The organism is Pseudomonas juntendi, assembly GCF_009932375.1.
Taxonomy (GTDB): Bacteria; Pseudomonadota; Gammaproteobacteria; order Pseudomonadales; family Pseudomonadaceae; genus Aquipseudomonas; species Aquipseudomonas juntendi.
This window is the reverse complement of sequence record NZ_BLJG01000067.1, coordinates 21,337-36,744: the sequence shown is the minus strand read 5'-3', so window position 1 is coordinate 36,744 and position 15,408 is coordinate 21,337. Positions and strand designations below refer to the sequence as shown.

Here is a 15,408-nt window from a genome sequence, read left to right as displayed (position 1 = left end):
GATTCGGCCCCTTCTGATATTCGCCCGACCAGGTAGTTCCTATGTCCGACCGCAGCGCTCGTCTCCAAGCACTCCAGAACGCCCTCAAAGAGCGCATCCTGATCCTCGACGGCGGCATGGGCACTATGATCCAAAGCTACCGGCTCGAGGAACACGACTATCGTGGCACGCGTTTCGCCGATTGGCCAAGCGATGTCAAGGGTAACAACGATTTGTTGCTGCTCAGCCGCCCAGACGTGATCGCTGCCATCGAGAAAGCCTACCTGGATGCGGGCGCGGATATTCTCGAAACCAACACCTTCAACGCCACGCAAATTTCCCAGGCCGACTACGGCATGGAATCGCTGGTGTACGAGCTGAACGTCGAAGGCGCGCGCATTGCCCGCCAGGTGGCCGATGCCAAGACGCTGGAAACCCCCGACAAGCCGCGCTTCGTTGCTGGCGTGCTCGGCCCTACCAGCCGCACCTGCTCGATTTCACCGGACGTCAACGACCCTGGCTACCGCAACGTCACCTTCGACGAGCTGGTGGTCAACTATGTGGAGGCCACCCGTGGCCTGATCGAAGGCGGCGCCGACCTGATCCTGATCGAGACCATCTTCGACACCCTCAACGCCAAGGCGGCGATCTTCGCCGTGCAACAGGTGTTCGAGGAAGACAGCATCGAACTGCCGATCATGATCTCCGGCACCATTACCGATGCCTCCGGGCGCACCCTGTCGGGCCAGACCACCGAAGCGTTCTGGAACTCGGTACGCCACGCCAAGCCGATTTCCGTGGGCCTGAACTGCGCCCTGGGCGCCAAGGACCTGCGCCCGTACCTGGAAGAACTGTCGACCAAGGCCGACACCCATGTCTCGGCACACCCCAACGCCGGCCTGCCCAACGCCTTCGGTGAATACGACGAAAGCCCTGCCGAAATGGCCGCGGTGGTCGAGGAGTTCGCCGCCAGCGGGTTCCTCAACATCATCGGCGGTTGCTGCGGTACCACCCCAGGCCACATCCAGGCGATTGCCGAAGCGGTCGCCAAATACCCGCCACGCGAAATTCCGGAAATCGCCAAGGCCTGCCGCCTGTCGGGTCTGGAGCCGTTCACCATCGACCGCCAGTCGCTGTTCGTGAACGTTGGCGAGCGTACCAACATCACCGGCTCCGCCAAGTTCGCCCGGCTTATCCGTGAAGAGAACTACACCGAAGCCCTGGAAGTCGCCCTGCAGCAGGTCGAAGCCGGCGCCCAGGTGATCGACATCAACATGGACGAAGGGATGCTCGACTCCCAGGCCGCCATGGTCCGTTTCCTCAACCTGATCGCAGGCGAACCGGACATCTCGCGCGTGCCGATCATGATCGACTCGTCGAAGTGGGAAGTGATCGAGGCGGGCCTGAAGTGCATCCAGGGCAAGGGCATCGTCAACTCCATTTCCATGAAAGAAGGCGTGGAGCAGTTCAAGCACCATGCCCGCCTGTGCAAACGCTACGGCGCCGCCGTGGTGGTCATGGCCTTCGACGAAGTGGGCCAGGCCGACACGGCTGCGCGCAAGAAGGAAATCTGCCAGCGCAGTTACGACATCCTGGTCAACGAAGTGGGCTTCCCGCCGGAAGACATCATCTTCGACCCGAATATCTTCGCCGTCGCCACCGGTATCGAAGAGCACAACAACTACGCCGTCGATTTCATCGAGGCCTGTGCCTACATTCGCGACCACCTGCCGCATGCGCTGAGCTCGGGCGGTGTGTCCAACGTGTCGTTCTCGTTCCGTGGCAACAACCCGGTGCGTGAGGCGATCCACTCGGTGTTCCTCTACCACGCGATCCAGAACGGCCTGACCATGGGTATCGTCAACGCCGGCCAGCTGGAAATCTACGACGAAATTCCCGCTGCGCTGCGCGAAAAGGTCGAGGACGTGGTGCTCAACCGCACCCCGCACGGCACCGACGCCCTGCTGGCAATCGCCGAAGACTACCGCGGCGGCGGCGCCACCAAAGAGGTGGAAAACGAAGAGTGGCGCTCGCTGCCGGTGGAAAAACGCCTGGAGCACGCGCTGGTCAAGGGCATTACCGCATTCATCGTCGAGGACACCGAAGCCTGCCGCCAGCAGTGCGCACGCCCGATCGAAGTGATCGAAGGCCCGCTGATGAACGGCATGAACGTGGTCGGGGACCTGTTCGGCGCGGGCAAGATGTTCCTGCCCCAGGTGGTCAAGTCGGCCCGGGTGATGAAGCAGGCAGTGGCGCACCTGATCCCCTTCATCGAGGCCGAGAAAGGTGACAAGCCCGAAGCCAAAGGCAAGATCCTGATGGCCACGGTGAAAGGCGACGTGCACGACATCGGCAAGAACATCGTTGGCGTGGTGCTGGGCTGCAACGGTTACGATATCGTCGACCTTGGCGTGATGGTGCCGGCCGAGAAAATTCTGCAAACCGCTCGCGACGAAAAGTGCGACATCATCGGCCTCTCCGGCCTGATCACGCCGTCGCTGGACGAGATGGTCCACGTTGCCCGCGAAATGCAGCGCCAGGGCTTCACGCTGCCGCTGATGATCGGGGGCGCCACGACGTCCAAGGCGCATACCGCCGTCAAGATCGAACCGAAGTACAGCAACGATGCCGTGGTCTACGTCACCGACGCCTCGCGCGCGGTTGGCGTGGCTACCCAGCTGCTGTCCAGGGAACTCAAGCCAGGCTTCATCGAGCGGACCCGCCAGGAGTACGTGGAAGTACGCGAACGCACCGCCAACCGCAGTGCCCGTACCGAGCGCCTGAGCTACGCCCAGGCCATCGCCGCCAAGCCGCAATACGATTGGGCCGGCTACCAGCCAGCGGTACCCTCCTTCACCGGCGTGAAGGTGCTGGAAGACATCGATCTGCGCACCTTGGCCGAATACATCGACTGGACACCGTTCTTCATTTCCTGGGACCTGGCCGGCAAATTCCCGCGCATCCTCACCGACGAGGTGGTCGGCGAAGCGGCCACGGCGCTGTACAACGATGCCCGCGAAATGCTCGACAAGCTGATCGACGAAAAGCTGATCAGTGCCCGGGCGGTGTTCGGCTTCTGGCCGGCCAACCAGGTCGCCGATGACGATATCGAAGTCTACGGTGCAGATGGCCAGACCCTGGCCACCCTGCACCACCTGCGCCAGCAGACCATCAAGCCGGACGGCAAGGCCAACTGGTCGCTGGCCGACTTCGTCGCGCCCAAAGGCAGCGGCGTGACCGATTACGTGGGGGGCTTCATCACCACGGCCGGCATTGGTGCCGAGGAAGTGGCCAAGGCGTATCAGGACAAAGGCGACGACTACAGCTCGATCATGGTCAAGGCCCTGGCCGACCGCCTGGCCGAAGCCTGTGCCGAATGGCTGCACGAACAGGTGCGCAAGGAACACTGGGGTTATGCCCGCGACGAGCAACTGGACAACGAAGCGCTGATCAAGGAGCAGTACCGCGGCATCCGCCCGGCACCGGGCTACCCGGCCTGCCCGGACCATACCGAAAAAGAGACCCTGTTCCGCCTGCTCGATGGCACGGCCATTGGCGAAACCGGGCCAAGCGGCGTGTTCCTCACCGAGCACTTCGCGATGTTCCCGGCCGCGGCGGTCAGTGGCTGGTACTTCGCCCACCCGCAGGCGCAGTACTTTGCCGTGGGCAAGGTCGACAAGGACCAGATCGAGTGTTACAGCGCGCGTAAAGGCCAGGATGTCAGCGTCAGCGAGCGCTGGCTGGCCCCTAACCTGGGTTACGACAGCTGAGTCTGCCGGGGCCGCCTTGCGGCCCTTCGCGACACCTGGGGGCGGCTGCCCGGGCCCGGTTGCTTCGGCAGGTGCGGGCTCAGGTCGCGAACGGGTTGCACGGCAGTGGCAAACCCCACCTACACTGTCCCTGATTGCCTCTGATTATTCAGGAGCCAACATGGACGATTCCAGCCAAGGCAAACCGCCGACCTTCTGGCAGATGCTGCACAGCATCCTCGCCGCCGCCTTCGGCGTGCAAAGCGGCAAGAACCGCGCCCGCGACTTCACCCATGGCAAGGCAAGCCATTTCATCGTCATGGGCACACTGTTCACCTTGGTGTTCATTGCCGTGCTGATTGGCCTGGTGCAACTGGCGCTACACCTTACCGCGCGTTAATCACGGGGCCGCAAAGCACAACGCCTGCGCAATGGCTGCCGCAGGCGCCGTGGCTGCATCACGGACGGAAGGTTCAAGTCACTGGTGGCTGACCCAGTACACGGCGGTGACGACCACCAGCACGATCAGGCAGAGGATCGCCCAGGCATCGACACTGCTGTCAGCTTTGCGGACCTTGGTTGAGTTTCCCATTGCATTGCCTCTTGTAGTGGTTATGGGAATGCACTTCACAACCAGCAGTTAAGACGAGCAATGCCCTTCTCTCAAGCAGGGTCTTTCAATATTCGACCGGCGACGTCAAAAACGGGTATTGGTAACTGGCAGGCCGCCCTTCGGCGCTGTAACGCTGAAAATCCACGCCATAGTCGTCCCGCTCCAGCAGTTTCAGCCAACGCCTGGCCTTGGCCTGGTCAATCACCTGCATGACCGGCGCCGTGTGTACACCCAAGCCATCACGGTTCAGCGCCAGCCCCTGGGCATCATCGTGCAGCATCACCATGGCCCAGCCACCGAGGGTGAAATGCCCACCCAACAGCACGCTCAGGCGGCCGTCGATGCGCGCACGCAGCGCCTCGGGCGAGCTGTTCACAGCACCGAACAGCACGTCACGCCCCGGCGTATGGCCGGCTTCCTGGAAAGCTTGCATGGCGCCGAAGGCCATTTCGTCATTGGCCGACCACACCAGGCCGATGTTCGGGTAACGCTGCAGCAGCACCTGTGCCTGCTCGTAGGCCCGCTGTCGGCTCCAGCCGCCATACACCACCTGGCGCAGGCGCACCTGGGGGAAATCGGCCAGCGCCCTGCGCATACCCTGCTCGCGCAGTTGCGAGGCCGGCGTGGTCTTGACGCCGACAAACGCCAGCAACTCCACCGGGCCATGGCCACGTGGCAATTGCGCGACCATCTGATGCAACATCTCGAAACCCGCCTGTTCGTCATTGCTGGTCAGTGTGCCCAGTGGCGCGGCGAACTTGTCAGGCTGGGCCAGGATGCTGCGCTCCTGGCTGGCCGTGAGGCCATTGTTCACCAGCAGCAGCTTCACCCCCGTGCCGCGCGACAGGCGCAGGATTTCCGGCGCCACGTATTGCTCGTTGACCACCACCAGGTAATCGGGCCGCTGCGGCGCGGTGAGTATCGCCCTGGCCTGGGTCAACGCCTGGTCGGGGTTGCGCTCGGTGTATTGCACGCGCAGGGTCATGCCCAGCTCCTGGGCGGCGGCCTGCATGAACCGGCTGTAGCTGCTCCAGAACGTCTCGCTGGACAGCCCCGGGTTGAGGAACACCACTGAAGCCGGTTGTGCGCTCGCCGCCAGCGGCAAGGCAAGACAAATGCTTTGGCACAACGCCTTCAACATAGGCTGGCATCCCTGTAACGCAAACTGCGGATTATACCCGCCGCGCCGGTATACTGGGCACAAATGGCAGTCAGTCTCACATAGTCCATTTGGTTCTTTTCATATGCAAAAACATCACTTTAGCGCATAAACGCAACCTGCTATCGTTCCCCGGCTCCGTACCGGAGTGCGCGGCCGTGCGCGCGAATAGCTGCATGCCTGAGACAGGACTTTTATGTACGTATACGACGAGTACGATCAGCGGATCATCGAGGACCGCGTCAAGCAGTTCCGTGATCAGACCCGCCGCTACCTGGCCGGTGAGCTGAGCGAAGAAGAATTCCGCCCTCTGCGCCTGCAGAACGGCCTATACATCCAACGTTTCGCGCCGATGCTGCGTGTCGCCGTGCCGTACGGCCAGCTGAACGCCACCCAGGTTCGCACCCTGGCCAAGATCGCCCGCGACTACGACAAGGGCTACGCCCACATTTCCACCCGGCAGAACGTGCAGTACAACTGGCCGGCGCTGGAAGATGTTCCGGACATCCTTGCCGAGCTGGCCAAAGTGCAGATGCACGCGATCCAGACCAGCGGCAACTGCCTGCGCAACACCACCACCGACCAGTTCGCCGGGGTTGCTGCAGACGAGGTCATCGACCCGCGGCCATGGTGCGAAATCGTGCGCCAGTGGACCACCTTCCACCCGGAATTCGCCTTCCTGCCGCGCAAATTCAAGATTGCCATCAATGGCTCGCAGGAAGACCGTGCCGCCATCGAAGTGCACGATATCGGCCTGGAGCCGGTGCGCAATGCGGCCGGTGAGCTGGGCTTCCGCGTATTGGTAGGCGGCGGCCTGGGGCGTACCCCGGTGGTCGGCTCGTTCATAAACGAATTCCTGCCGTGGCAAGACCTGATCAGCTACCTCGACGCCATCCTGCGCGTGTACAACCGTTACGGTCGCCGTGACAACAAGTACAAGGCGCGGATCAAGATCCTGGTCAAGGCCCTGACCCCGGAAGTGTTCGCCGAAAAGGTCGAGGCCGAAATGGTCCACCTGCGTGGCGGCAGCACTACCCTGACCGAAGCCGAAGTGCAGCGGGTATCGCGCCACTTCGTCGACCCCGAATACCTGGCCCTGGACAACGTCGACTTCGCCGCCCAGGACGCCGAGTACCCTGGCTTCGCACGCTGGCGCTCGCGCAACACCCGCACTCACAAGCGGCCGGGTTACGTGGCCGTTACCCTGTCGCTCAAACCCACCGGCGTGGCCCCGGGTGACCTGACCGACAAGCAGCTGGACGCCGTGGCCGACCTGGCCGAGCGCTACAGCTTCGGCTTCCTGCGTACTTCGCACGAGCAGAACATCATCCTGGCCGATGTCGAGCAGCGCCAACTGCACGCGCTGTGGCTGGAATTACGCGAAAGCGGCTTCGCCACCCCGAACATCGGCCTGCTGACCGACATCATCTGCTGCCCGGGCGGTGATTACTGCTCGCTGGCCAATGCCAAGTCGATCCCGATTGCCGAGTCCATCCAGCGCCGCTTCGACGACCTGGACTACCTGTTCGACATCGGCGAAATCGATCTGAACATTTCCGGCTGCATGAACGCCTGCGGCCACCACCACGTGGGCCACATCGGCATCCTCGGCGTGGACAAGAAAGGTGAGGAGTTCTACCAGGTGTCGCTGGGCGGCAACGCTGCACGCGGCGCAAGCCTGGGCAAGATCCTCGGCCCGTCCTTCGCCCAGGATGACATGGCCGATGTGATCGAAAAGCTGATCGCGGTGTACGTCGAGCAACGTACCGAGGAAGAGCGTTTCATCGACACCTACCAGCGTATCGGTATCGACCCCTTCAAGGAACGCGTCTATGCAGCGAATCATTAAGAACAATCAGATCGTCGACGAAACCTGGCACCTGCTGCCCAAGGAAACGGCTTTCGACGAGCTGACCAACTGCGACGACTACATCGTTCCGCTGCAGATGTGGCGTGACCATGCCCATGTGCTCAAGGCCCGCGACGGCGGCCTTGGCGTGTGGCTGGACAGCGACCAGGAAGCCGAAGAAATCGGTGAAGACGTGCAGTACTTCCAGGTCATTGCCTTGAACTTCCCCGCCTTCACCGACGGGCGCAGCTACTCCAACGCGCGCCTGCTGCGTGACCGCTACGGCTTCAAGGGCGAGCTGCGTGCCATTGGTGACGTGCTGCGCGACCAGTTGTTCTACATGGCCCGTTGCGGTTTCGATGCATTCGCCATCCGTGCCGACAAGGACCCGGAAGACGCATTGCAGGGCCTCAAGGACTTCTCGGTGACCTACCAGGCCGCTACCGACGAGCCGCTGCCGCTGTTCCGTCGCCGCTGATTGCCACCTGCAACACCCACGGCCCGCCGCGATGGCGGGCCGTTTCATTTGCACCCGCCGGTACCGCTCAACCCTGCCCCAGCTTCCTCCCGGCCCACCCACGCCTGCGCCCTTTTTTGCCTGGGGAGCAAATGTCCTTGGTCGAACCCCGCCTTAATCAAACCGCGTCAAACTTGCACACTGCTCCACACTCAAACAACGGACGGGGCTGCACCCCCTGGCTGAATTCCAGCCCCTTCCCTCACCTAGCAGGAGCCACCTCATGAGCATTCCATCTTTTGGTCTCGGCACTTTTCGCCTTACGGGCCAGACGGTCATCGACTCGGTCAAGGCCGCCCTCGAGCTGGGCTACCGGGCCATCGACACCGCGCAGATCTACAAGAACGAAGCAGAGGTCGGCCAGGCCATCGCCGAGAGCGGTGTACCACGCGGTGAGTTGTTCATTACCACCAAGATCTGGGTCGACAACTATGCCCATGACAAGCTGCAAGACAGCTTGAAGGAAAGCCTGAAAAAACTGCGCACCGACTACGTGGACCTGTTGCTGATCCACTGGCCAGCCCCGGGCAACGGCGTTGACCTGCCCGCCTACATGGCCGCCTTGGCCGAGGTCAAGAAAGCGGGCCTGACCCGCCAGATCGGGGTGTCGAACTTCAATATCGCGTTGACCGAGCAAGCCATCGAGGTGGTGGGCAAAGGCGAAATCGCCACCAACCAGATCGAGCTCAGCCCGTACTTGCAGAACAGCAAGCTCGCTGCCTACCTCGAGGCGCAAGGCATCACTGTCACGTCCTACATGACCTTGGCCTACGGCAAGGTGCTGAAGGACCCGGTGCTGACCGAGATCGCCACCAAGCACAAGGCCACGGTGGCCCAGGTTGCCCTGGCCTGGGCCCTGCAACTGGGCTACGCGGTGATCCCCTCGTCGACCAAGCGCGAGAACCTGGCCAGCAACCTGTTGGCCTGTAGCCTGAAGCTGGATGACCAGGACATGGCACGCATCGCCACGCTGGAACGCAATGGCCGTGAAGTCAGCCCGCCGGGCCTTGCCCCTGATTGGGACTGAAACACTCTGCTGGGGGGGGCATGGGACCGAGCGCCACTTTGCACGGCCAAGCCGTGTACAGTACGCCTACAACAATGCCCACAAAGGAGCCCGGCCCATGAGTGTAACGCTGTCCCCCCTGCACATCGACTGCGATTTCGATTCTGGCAATATCCAGGTACTGGATGCCAGCAACCCGGCGCAGGTGCGCCTGGCCATCCGCCCGGACACCCACAGCGACCATTACCAGTGGTTCCACTTCAGGGTCAGCGGGCTGACGCCGGGCCAGGTCCACCGCTTCAGCCTCGACAACGCCTCTGGCGCTTCGTACAAGCATGCCTGGAGCGGCTACAACGCCGTTGCCAGTTACGACCAGCAACGCTGGTTCCGGGTGCCCAGCCAGTTCGATGGCAGCGCGCTTTCGTTCGAGCTCAAGGCTGAGCAGCCGCAGGTCTGGTTCGCCTACTTCGAACCTTACCCGCGCGCTCGCCACAACCAGTTGATCGAGCGGGCCCGGCAACTGCCCGGTGTCGAATTGCTGGCCAGCGGCCGCAGCGTGCAAGGCCGGGACATTCCCCTGCTACGGGCGGGTGATGGTGCCGAGGGCAAGCGCAAGCTATGGCTGATCGCCCAGCAACACCCCGGCGAGCACATGGCCGAATGGTTCATGGAGGGCGTGATAGACCGCCTGCAGGCTAACGACACGGTGATCCAGCAACTGCTGGGCAAAGCCGATCTGTACCTGATCCCCAACATGAACCCCGACGGCGCCTTCCTTGGCCATTTGCGCACCAACTTCAAAGGCAAGGACCTCAACCGTGCCTGGCAGGACGCCAGTGTCGAACTCACCCCGGAAGTGTTCTTCGCCCAGGCGCAGATGAAGCAATATGGTGTGGACGCCTTCATCGACGTGCACGGTGATGAAGAAATCCCCCATGTATTCACGGCGGCGTGCGAGGGCAACCCAGGCTACACACCCCGGCTGGCAAAGCTTGAGGCGCAGTTCCGCAGCACCCTGTGCAGCCTTACCCCCGACTTCCAGACGGTACATGGCTACACCCGGGACGAGCCTGGCCAGGCGAACACCACCCTGGCCTGCAATGCGGTGGGCATGGCGTACGACTGCCTGTCGCTGACCCTGGAAATGCCATTCAAGGACCATGATGATGCGCCCAACGCCGCCACCGGCTGGTCGGGCGCGCGCTCAAAGGCACTGGCCGGCGCCGTGCTGGAGACGCTGGCAGGCATGCTTGGCGACTTGCGCTGACCCCGCGGCTGGCGCATGCCTTCAAAACTGCACATCCAGGATCACACTGTCGGTATAGCTGGCCGCGGGCGGCGTGGCCTGGTCGGTGTAGACCTTGGCGTTGTAGTTGAACACCTGGCTGCCGGTGCCGGTACCGGCACCGGGGTTCACATCCGCATCAGTGCTCGCGCGGCGTGCCGCACCGACCGCGCCCCACCGCACCGTACCGGCACCCTTGAAAATGTCGTATGCCAGGTAATTGCTGGTGGTAGATTTCATGCGCCGCCTGCCATTGGCCACGTTCTGCCCGTCGTCCAGGCCAACCGTGTAGTTGCTGCCCTTGGTGCACGCCACACTCAGGCTCTGGCTGACCGTGGCGAACCCTGCCACCACCGGGGCACTGCCGAAGTTGATGTTGGGCGTGGTGATCTGGCAATCGTTGGTCACTGTCAGGCTCACGGTCAGGGTCTTGCTGCCTGAACCGATGTCGCGCCCAAGGCAGGCGCCGAGCAAGCCAATGCCCGAACAGTAGTTCCAGCTCCAGGCAATGGTCAGGGTTTCCTGGTACAGGCCAGCGGCGACATTGCTGCCCACCTGGGTGCGCATGTACAGCGGCACCGATTTGGGGGTGGTGCCGCCGAGCAAACCCAACAGGTCGAGAATGCCGGTACGGGCGAAGTCATAGGCCACGCCGCGGGCAATCGGGTAATTGGTGGTGTTGTCGCCGTACACCGTGTAAGGAATCACATCCCCCGTCGGGCCTACCAGGCCGCTGCTGGGCGACGTGATAGTGAGATAGAAATGGTCGCTGTTGCTCAGCACGCTCAGCAGCGACCCTGTGCACTGCAACCCCGAGTTCAGGGTCGAGGCGTTCTGTGCCGTGGTGCGCACCTGCGTGGAATTGAGGCTGCCGAACGCGGCCGGCAGGGTCGCCACCGATGAGCACAACCCCCAGGCGGCCCCCATCGGCAACCACAGCAAGCTTGCCAGCAGGCCCCGCTGCCAGGCCGTCATCGGCACACCAACGGCCCAAGCAACGGGATCGAACCTTGCGCTTCGGGGAAGTCGAACTCGACCTCGCAGCGCCCGCCCCCCTCCAGCGCGACCTGCAGGCGGTTGCGTGGCGACAGGTTCTCCAGGTACACCAGCCCGTCCCAACCGACCACAGCCTGGCTGCCCGATTGCTCGTGGGTCACCCGGCTGCCCAGTTTCAGCGGCTGCTGGCTGGCATCAACCAGCTCGATGCTCGCCGCCAGTACCCGTTTCAGCGGGAACTCCAGCAGGTAGCCACTGCCGCGGCGCACGGCCACACGCTGCTCCACATTCGGCGCCAGCACATCGGGCGGCAGGTCCATGGGGTCGATCTCGTACTTGCCGCGGTAGTAGCCACTGCTGTACGGCACCAGCAGGTGGCCGCTGGCATCGGTACGGCCGACCTCCTGGTTTTCATAGCGCACCGGTACATTGGCATAGCCGTCGGTACTGACCACGACGAAAGCGTCGTCGATCCGGTTGGCGGCGAACAGCCCATCCATCCATACCAGCGAACCACTGGCATCGGCCCAGCGGGTCGTTGCGCCGCTGCTGCCATATACGCCGGCCTGTAGCTGTACCGACTGCAAGCGCCAGGTCACATCGGCCTGGCGATAGGCATCGCGGTCGCTCCCCTGGGCATAGCCGAGGTTATAGCCCGCGCCGCTGCCTACCGGCACGGCGCGCCCGTAATTGACCCGCTGCAGGGTTTCACCGGTGTTGCTGCGTTCCAGGCCTAGCGCCAGCGTGCCATGGGTGTCGAACGGAATCACCATTTGCGCCTGCACGGCCCACTGCCCGCCAGCGATTTCGCGGTTGGCCGACAGGTACACACTGCTGCTGCCTGACAACGGCCTGCTGTAGCTCAGGTTGATCAGCCGGGTACGCGTGCCGTCTGCAGCGCGCACGTCAAAGTAGCCGGCACCGACATTGCCGTACCTGTCAAGGTTGAGGCTGAGGCTGACCTGCTCGCTGCGTGTGCTTGCCTGTATGTCCGGGGTGTCGACCCGGCTCAGGTCGGCATAGTCGGCACGCCGTTGCAGGCGCTGGTAGCTGAAACCGAAGCGCTGGCTGTTGTATTGGTAACCCAGCGCGACCTGCTGCCCCTGATCGCCGTCGAAACGGCTCTGCGCGAGCGCGGCATTGAGCACACCGAAGTTGCCCAGCCGCAGGTTGCCACCCAGGCCACCCAGCATCAGCGAGGCAGCGGTTTCAAGGTGGGTTTCCACGGTGAACGTGTCGCTTACCCCATGGCGCAGGCTGGCGCTGGCCGCCCCCGCGCCGTAGGCAAAGTCCCGCACACCGTAGTCACGCCTCAGGCTCCCGGCCGCTATCGAATAGTCTGACAGGCCTTTTTGCAACAGGCTGCTGGTGACGTAGAACGGCAAGGTGGTGGAAACCTGCCGGCCCAGGGCATCGGTGGTGACCACCACTGCTTCGCCGGCGCCGTTGATGAACGGCACGTTGGTCAGCGTGTAGGGGCCTGGCTGCAATTCGTTGGAACTGGCCTTGTAGCCGTTGATGAACAGGTCGAGCGAGGTCGGTACCGCGGCTTCGCCGGCAAAGGCCGGCAAGGGGTAAGTGACCAGGTCCGGCCGCGCGGCGAAGTCGCGCGACAGTTGCACGCCGCCCACCCGGACCGAACGGGTCCAGGGCAGTGCCCCGGTAACGAAATCGCCGGCCTCGTAGGTCAACAGGCGCTGCTCGTCGGTGAAGCGCCAGGTGGTGTCGTAGCGCAGGAAGCCCCGCCTTGCCGCGTCGGTCTGCGCGCCATTGAACGATTGGCGCCATTGCCCGGTGCTGGCGAAGGTGCCCCAGCCGTCGAACACGCGCAGTTCATTCCAGGCCGCCAGGTAGGTGCCGCCGTCATCGGTGTCGTTCAGGTACAGGTCATAGTTGAACAACGCGCCGAAGCTGCTCCGCGCATCGCTGGGCGGGTACAGGTTACGATCGCCGACCTGTTGCTCGGGCAACCAGGCCGGCGGCACTTGCAGCAACAGCTGCAGGTTCCGGCTGTCGTAATCGGCGTGCAGCCCGCTCACCGCGTCGAGGGCGACCTCGCCCTGCGGGTCGCCGGGCAGTGTCACGCCCGCCGCACGCAACACGGCGCTGTCCAGGTACAACTGGCCGGCCCGCTGCTGCACCGGCACCAGCTCAGCCTTGGGCATGCGGTTGACCATCAGGTCGAGGAACAGCGTGGCGTCGGCGATGGCGGACAGCTCCGTGGGCGGCGGCGGCAGGTCGTCGGCCAGCGCCAGCGCTGGGCCAAGCACGGCCAACTGCAGGCACCCGCGGCGCAAACTCAGCGCTAGCCATTTCACACACGGTATCCAACCATTGCCGGGTCCTCCTTGGCCCCTGCGCTGCATTCTGGTGCTGGTTCACTGCCCCTGGGGTAGGGTGTCGGCCGTGGCCTGGCCGTTGACCCGGCCTTGCAGCACACTGCCTGTATTGAGCGCCACGGGTGCCGGCCAACGCATACTCGCACCCGGCAGCACATAGCCCAGCAAACCTTCGGCCAGCGCCTTGCGCTGGCCGCCCTGCTGCAGCACCACGTCGGTCAGCCGTGCATGCACCGGGCCGGTATTGCGCAGCTCCACATAAGGCTTGCCCTGCACCGTGACAGGCCGCCAGCTCAACTGGGGCTTGCCCACGCTGGCGGCGGTGCGCCCGCCCTCGGGGTCCGCCTTGCCCCACAGCCCTTCGCCGTAGACGAACAGCGGTACGGAATAGCGCATCTGCAGCCGAATGGCGGCCGTGGTGCCGGGGCCGGCCTTGTCGAGCGGGATGGCCGGCGGAATTTCGTCGATGATGATGCGATAGGCCTTTTCCTGGCCGGCAGGTGAAGGGCCGGTGCGGGTCAGGCGGATCAATTGCTTCTGCCCAGGAGGAATATTGGCCACCGGGGGGCTGCCGATGATCTCGCGCTGGGCCTGGAACTGCTCCTGGTAACGCCCTTGGTGCCAGGCAAACACCCGCACCTGCAAGTTGGCAGCCTCGGTACCGCGGTTCTCCAGCCACAGTGCGCCGGCCTTCTGGTCGGCCTCCAGCACCGGGTCGATCGGCCAGATCAACACCGAGGTGGCTGCACCAGCCGGCAGGCTGGCCAACCACCACAACCCGATCAGCCCTCGCGCCCACTTCGCGCCTACTGCCATCAAGCTCTCCTTAGCACTGGTCATTGGCGCCGCTGGCGTTCACCAGGTCACCAGGTCACCATCACTTGCACAACATCGGTATAAGTCCCTGCCGGCAGCTTACCGGTCAGCTGAACCCGCCCATACACCGGCAGCTTGATCGCCGCGGCGTCGCTGTAGCTCACGGTGGCGCTCTGCCCTATGCCCAACGGCTGGCTGTAGGCGGCATCCCGGTACAACTGGTAGGCCAGGACCTGGCTGCCGCTGGTGTTCTTCAGATAGCGCGTGCCGCTGGTACTGTTCTGGCCACCGCCCAGGCTCATGCTCACCGCCACACCCGGGGTGCACTGGAAGGTCACCGTGGTGCCGCCCAGTGAGGTACTGAGCACGCTGGTGGACAACGCCGACTGGGTGCCATAGTTCAGCACCCCATACTGGCTGACACCGCCCACCACCAGGCAACCGGCAGCGACCTGCGCCGCGACCGTGAAGGTGCTGGTAGTGGCCGCATCCAGTGGCGCCGCCAGTAGCGCACCAAGGCCAGCCAGGCCCACCGTCAGCCAATGGCGCATGGCTCAGAACGACAACTCGACGGCTACCGTGTCGGTGTACACCCCAGCCGGCAACCCGGCCTTGCCACGCGCCTGGCCGTACAGGTTGACGGTTTGCGCCACACCGGTACTGGTTGGCAGGGTGATGGTGCCATCGATGGCCAACACGGTGGTGCGCCCGGAGTCGGTATAGAAGTCGTAGGGCACGAAATTCCCCGCGCCGTCAGCCAGTGCACGGGTGCCGTCGGTCGATTGGCCGTCATGCGACCCTGCACGCACGCGAATCGCCGGCACCGTGCCCGCCGAGCACAGGATGCTCAGCGCGCCACCGCTACCCAGCACCTGTGCGTTGGCCGTGGTGAACAAGGCATCCTGGGTGCCGAAATCCAGCGAGCCGAAGTTCAACCCCGAGGTGCCTGAGCTGCCATTGACCTGGCAGGCCGCCGTCAAGGTCAGCGTCGAGTTGATGGTCCCGGTCACCGTGGCGGCCTGGGCCTGCGTGGCCAGGGCCAAACCTAGGCCGGCGAGGATGCAGCATGAAAGGGTCGTTCGCATCGGAGTCTCCTTGCG

Annotated in this window: 12 protein-coding genes; 6 read left to right on the top strand and 6 right to left on the bottom strand. The window is 63.7% G+C overall.

All coding sequences use genetic code 11. The features are described 5' to 3' along the window. The first annotated feature begins 41 nt into the window (after positions 1–41). The gene (metH, locus tag GYA94_RS09850; protein ID WP_009685909.1) at positions 42–3,749 is read left to right on the top strand and encodes a methionine synthase; all 3,708 of its coding nucleotides are present in this window, start codon (positions 42–44) and stop codon (positions 3,747–3,749) included. A gap of 160 nt (positions 3,750–3,909) precedes the next feature. Continuing rightward, positions 3,910–4,128, top strand: coding sequence for a DUF2970 domain-containing protein (locus GYA94_RS09845; protein ID WP_009685910.1), 219 nt, complete (start codon positions 3,910–3,912; stop codon positions 4,126–4,128). Between the two features lie 277 nt (positions 4,129–4,405). On the opposite strand, the gene GYA94_RS09840 is transcribed toward GYA94_RS09845, so the two are convergent. Continuing rightward, positions 4,406–5,482, bottom strand: a complete 1,077-nt coding sequence (locus GYA94_RS09840) for an ABC transporter substrate-binding protein (RefSeq protein ID WP_161892223.1) — start codon at positions 5,480–5,482, stop codon at positions 4,406–4,408. A gap of 214 nt (positions 5,483–5,696) precedes the next feature. Between GYA94_RS09840 and GYA94_RS09835 the strand changes: the two genes are divergently transcribed. The 4 genes from GYA94_RS09835 (at position 5,697) to GYA94_RS09820 (ending at position 10,139) form a co-directional block, all read left to right on the top strand. Continuing rightward, on the top strand, positions 5,697–7,349 hold the full coding sequence (locus tag GYA94_RS09835) for a nitrite/sulfite reductase (RefSeq protein WP_161892222.1): 1,653 nt from the start codon (positions 5,697–5,699) through the stop codon (positions 7,347–7,349). Beyond that, positions 7,333–7,827, top strand: a complete 495-nt coding sequence (locus GYA94_RS09830; RefSeq protein WP_029886967.1) for a DUF934 domain-containing protein — start codon at positions 7,333–7,335, stop codon at positions 7,825–7,827. The genes GYA94_RS09835 and GYA94_RS09830 overlap by 17 nt, the downstream gene beginning before the upstream one ends. A 262-nt stretch (positions 7,828–8,089) precedes the next feature. Further along, positions 8,090–8,893, top strand: coding sequence for a 2,5-didehydrogluconate reductase DkgB (gene dkgB / locus GYA94_RS09825; protein WP_161892221.1), 804 nt, complete (start codon positions 8,090–8,092; stop codon positions 8,891–8,893). 97 nt (positions 8,894–8,990) lie between these two features. Further along, positions 8,991–10,139: a M14 family metallopeptidase gene (locus GYA94_RS09820; RefSeq protein WP_009685915.1), complete on the top strand. Its 1,149-nt coding sequence runs from the start codon at positions 8,991–8,993 to the stop codon at positions 10,137–10,139. 21 nt (positions 10,140–10,160) lie between these two features. On the opposite strand, the gene GYA94_RS09815 is transcribed toward GYA94_RS09820, so the two are convergent. From GYA94_RS09815 to GYA94_RS09795, 5 genes are all read right to left on the bottom strand, one after another. Beyond that, the gene (locus tag GYA94_RS09815; RefSeq protein WP_161892220.1) at positions 10,161–11,132 is read right to left on the bottom strand and encodes a Csu type fimbrial protein; all 972 of its coding nucleotides are present in this window, start codon (positions 11,130–11,132) and stop codon (positions 10,161–10,163) included. Further along, positions 11,129–13,423, bottom strand: a complete 2,295-nt coding sequence (locus tag GYA94_RS09810; protein WP_218031592.1) for a fimbria/pilus outer membrane usher protein — start codon at positions 13,421–13,423, stop codon at positions 11,129–11,131. Before GYA94_RS09810 ends, GYA94_RS09815 begins: the two co-directional genes overlap by 4 nt. A gap of 108 nt (positions 13,424–13,531) precedes the next feature. Continuing rightward, positions 13,532–14,308, bottom strand: coding sequence for a fimbrial biogenesis chaperone (locus GYA94_RS09805; protein ID WP_161892218.1), 777 nt, complete (start codon positions 14,306–14,308; stop codon positions 13,532–13,534). 47 nt (positions 14,309–14,355) lie between these two features. Further along, positions 14,356–14,859 carry a Csu type fimbrial protein gene (locus GYA94_RS09800; RefSeq protein WP_161892217.1) on the bottom strand — a complete coding sequence of 168 codons (504 nt, stop codon included), beginning with the start codon at positions 14,857–14,859 and terminating at the stop codon, positions 14,356–14,358. A gap of 3 nt (positions 14,860–14,862) precedes the next feature. Continuing rightward, positions 14,863–15,393 carry a Csu type fimbrial protein gene (locus tag GYA94_RS09795; protein ID WP_161892216.1) on the bottom strand — a complete coding sequence of 177 codons (531 nt, stop codon included), beginning with the start codon at positions 15,391–15,393 and terminating at the stop codon, positions 14,863–14,865. Positions 15,394–15,408 lie beyond the last annotated feature (15 nt).

Bases quoted from the DNA above. Each gene is read 5' to 3' on its own strand.
- metH (WP_009685909.1), top strand. From the start codon at position 42: ATGTCCGACCGCAGCGCTCGTCTCCAAGCACTCCAGAACGCCCTCAAA.
- GYA94_RS09845 (WP_009685910.1), top strand. From the start codon at position 3,910: ATGGACGATTCCAGCCAAGGCAAACCGCCGACCTTCTGGCAGATGCTG.
- GYA94_RS09840 (WP_161892223.1), bottom strand. From the start codon at position 5,482: ATGTTGAAGGCGTTGTGCCAAAGCATTTGTCTTGCCTTGCCGCTGGCG.
- GYA94_RS09835 (WP_161892222.1), top strand. From the start codon at position 5,697: ATGTACGTATACGACGAGTACGATCAGCGGATCATCGAGGACCGCGTC.
- GYA94_RS09830 (WP_029886967.1), top strand. From the start codon at position 7,333: ATGCAGCGAATCATTAAGAACAATCAGATCGTCGACGAAACCTGGCAC.
- dkgB (WP_161892221.1), top strand. From the start codon at position 8,090: ATGAGCATTCCATCTTTTGGTCTCGGCACTTTTCGCCTTACGGGCCAG.
- GYA94_RS09820 (WP_009685915.1), top strand. From the start codon at position 8,991: ATGAGTGTAACGCTGTCCCCCCTGCACATCGACTGCGATTTCGATTCT.
- GYA94_RS09815 (WP_161892220.1), bottom strand. From the start codon at position 11,132: ATGACGGCCTGGCAGCGGGGCCTGCTGGCAAGCTTGCTGTGGTTGCCG.
- GYA94_RS09805 (WP_161892218.1), bottom strand. From the start codon at position 14,308: ATGGCAGTAGGCGCGAAGTGGGCGCGAGGGCTGATCGGGTTGTGGTGG.
- GYA94_RS09800 (WP_161892217.1), bottom strand. From the start codon at position 14,859: ATGCGCCATTGGCTGACGGTGGGCCTGGCTGGCCTTGGTGCGCTACTG.
- GYA94_RS09795 (WP_161892216.1), bottom strand. From the start codon at position 15,393: ATGCGAACGACCCTTTCATGCTGCATCCTCGCCGGCCTAGGTTTGGCC.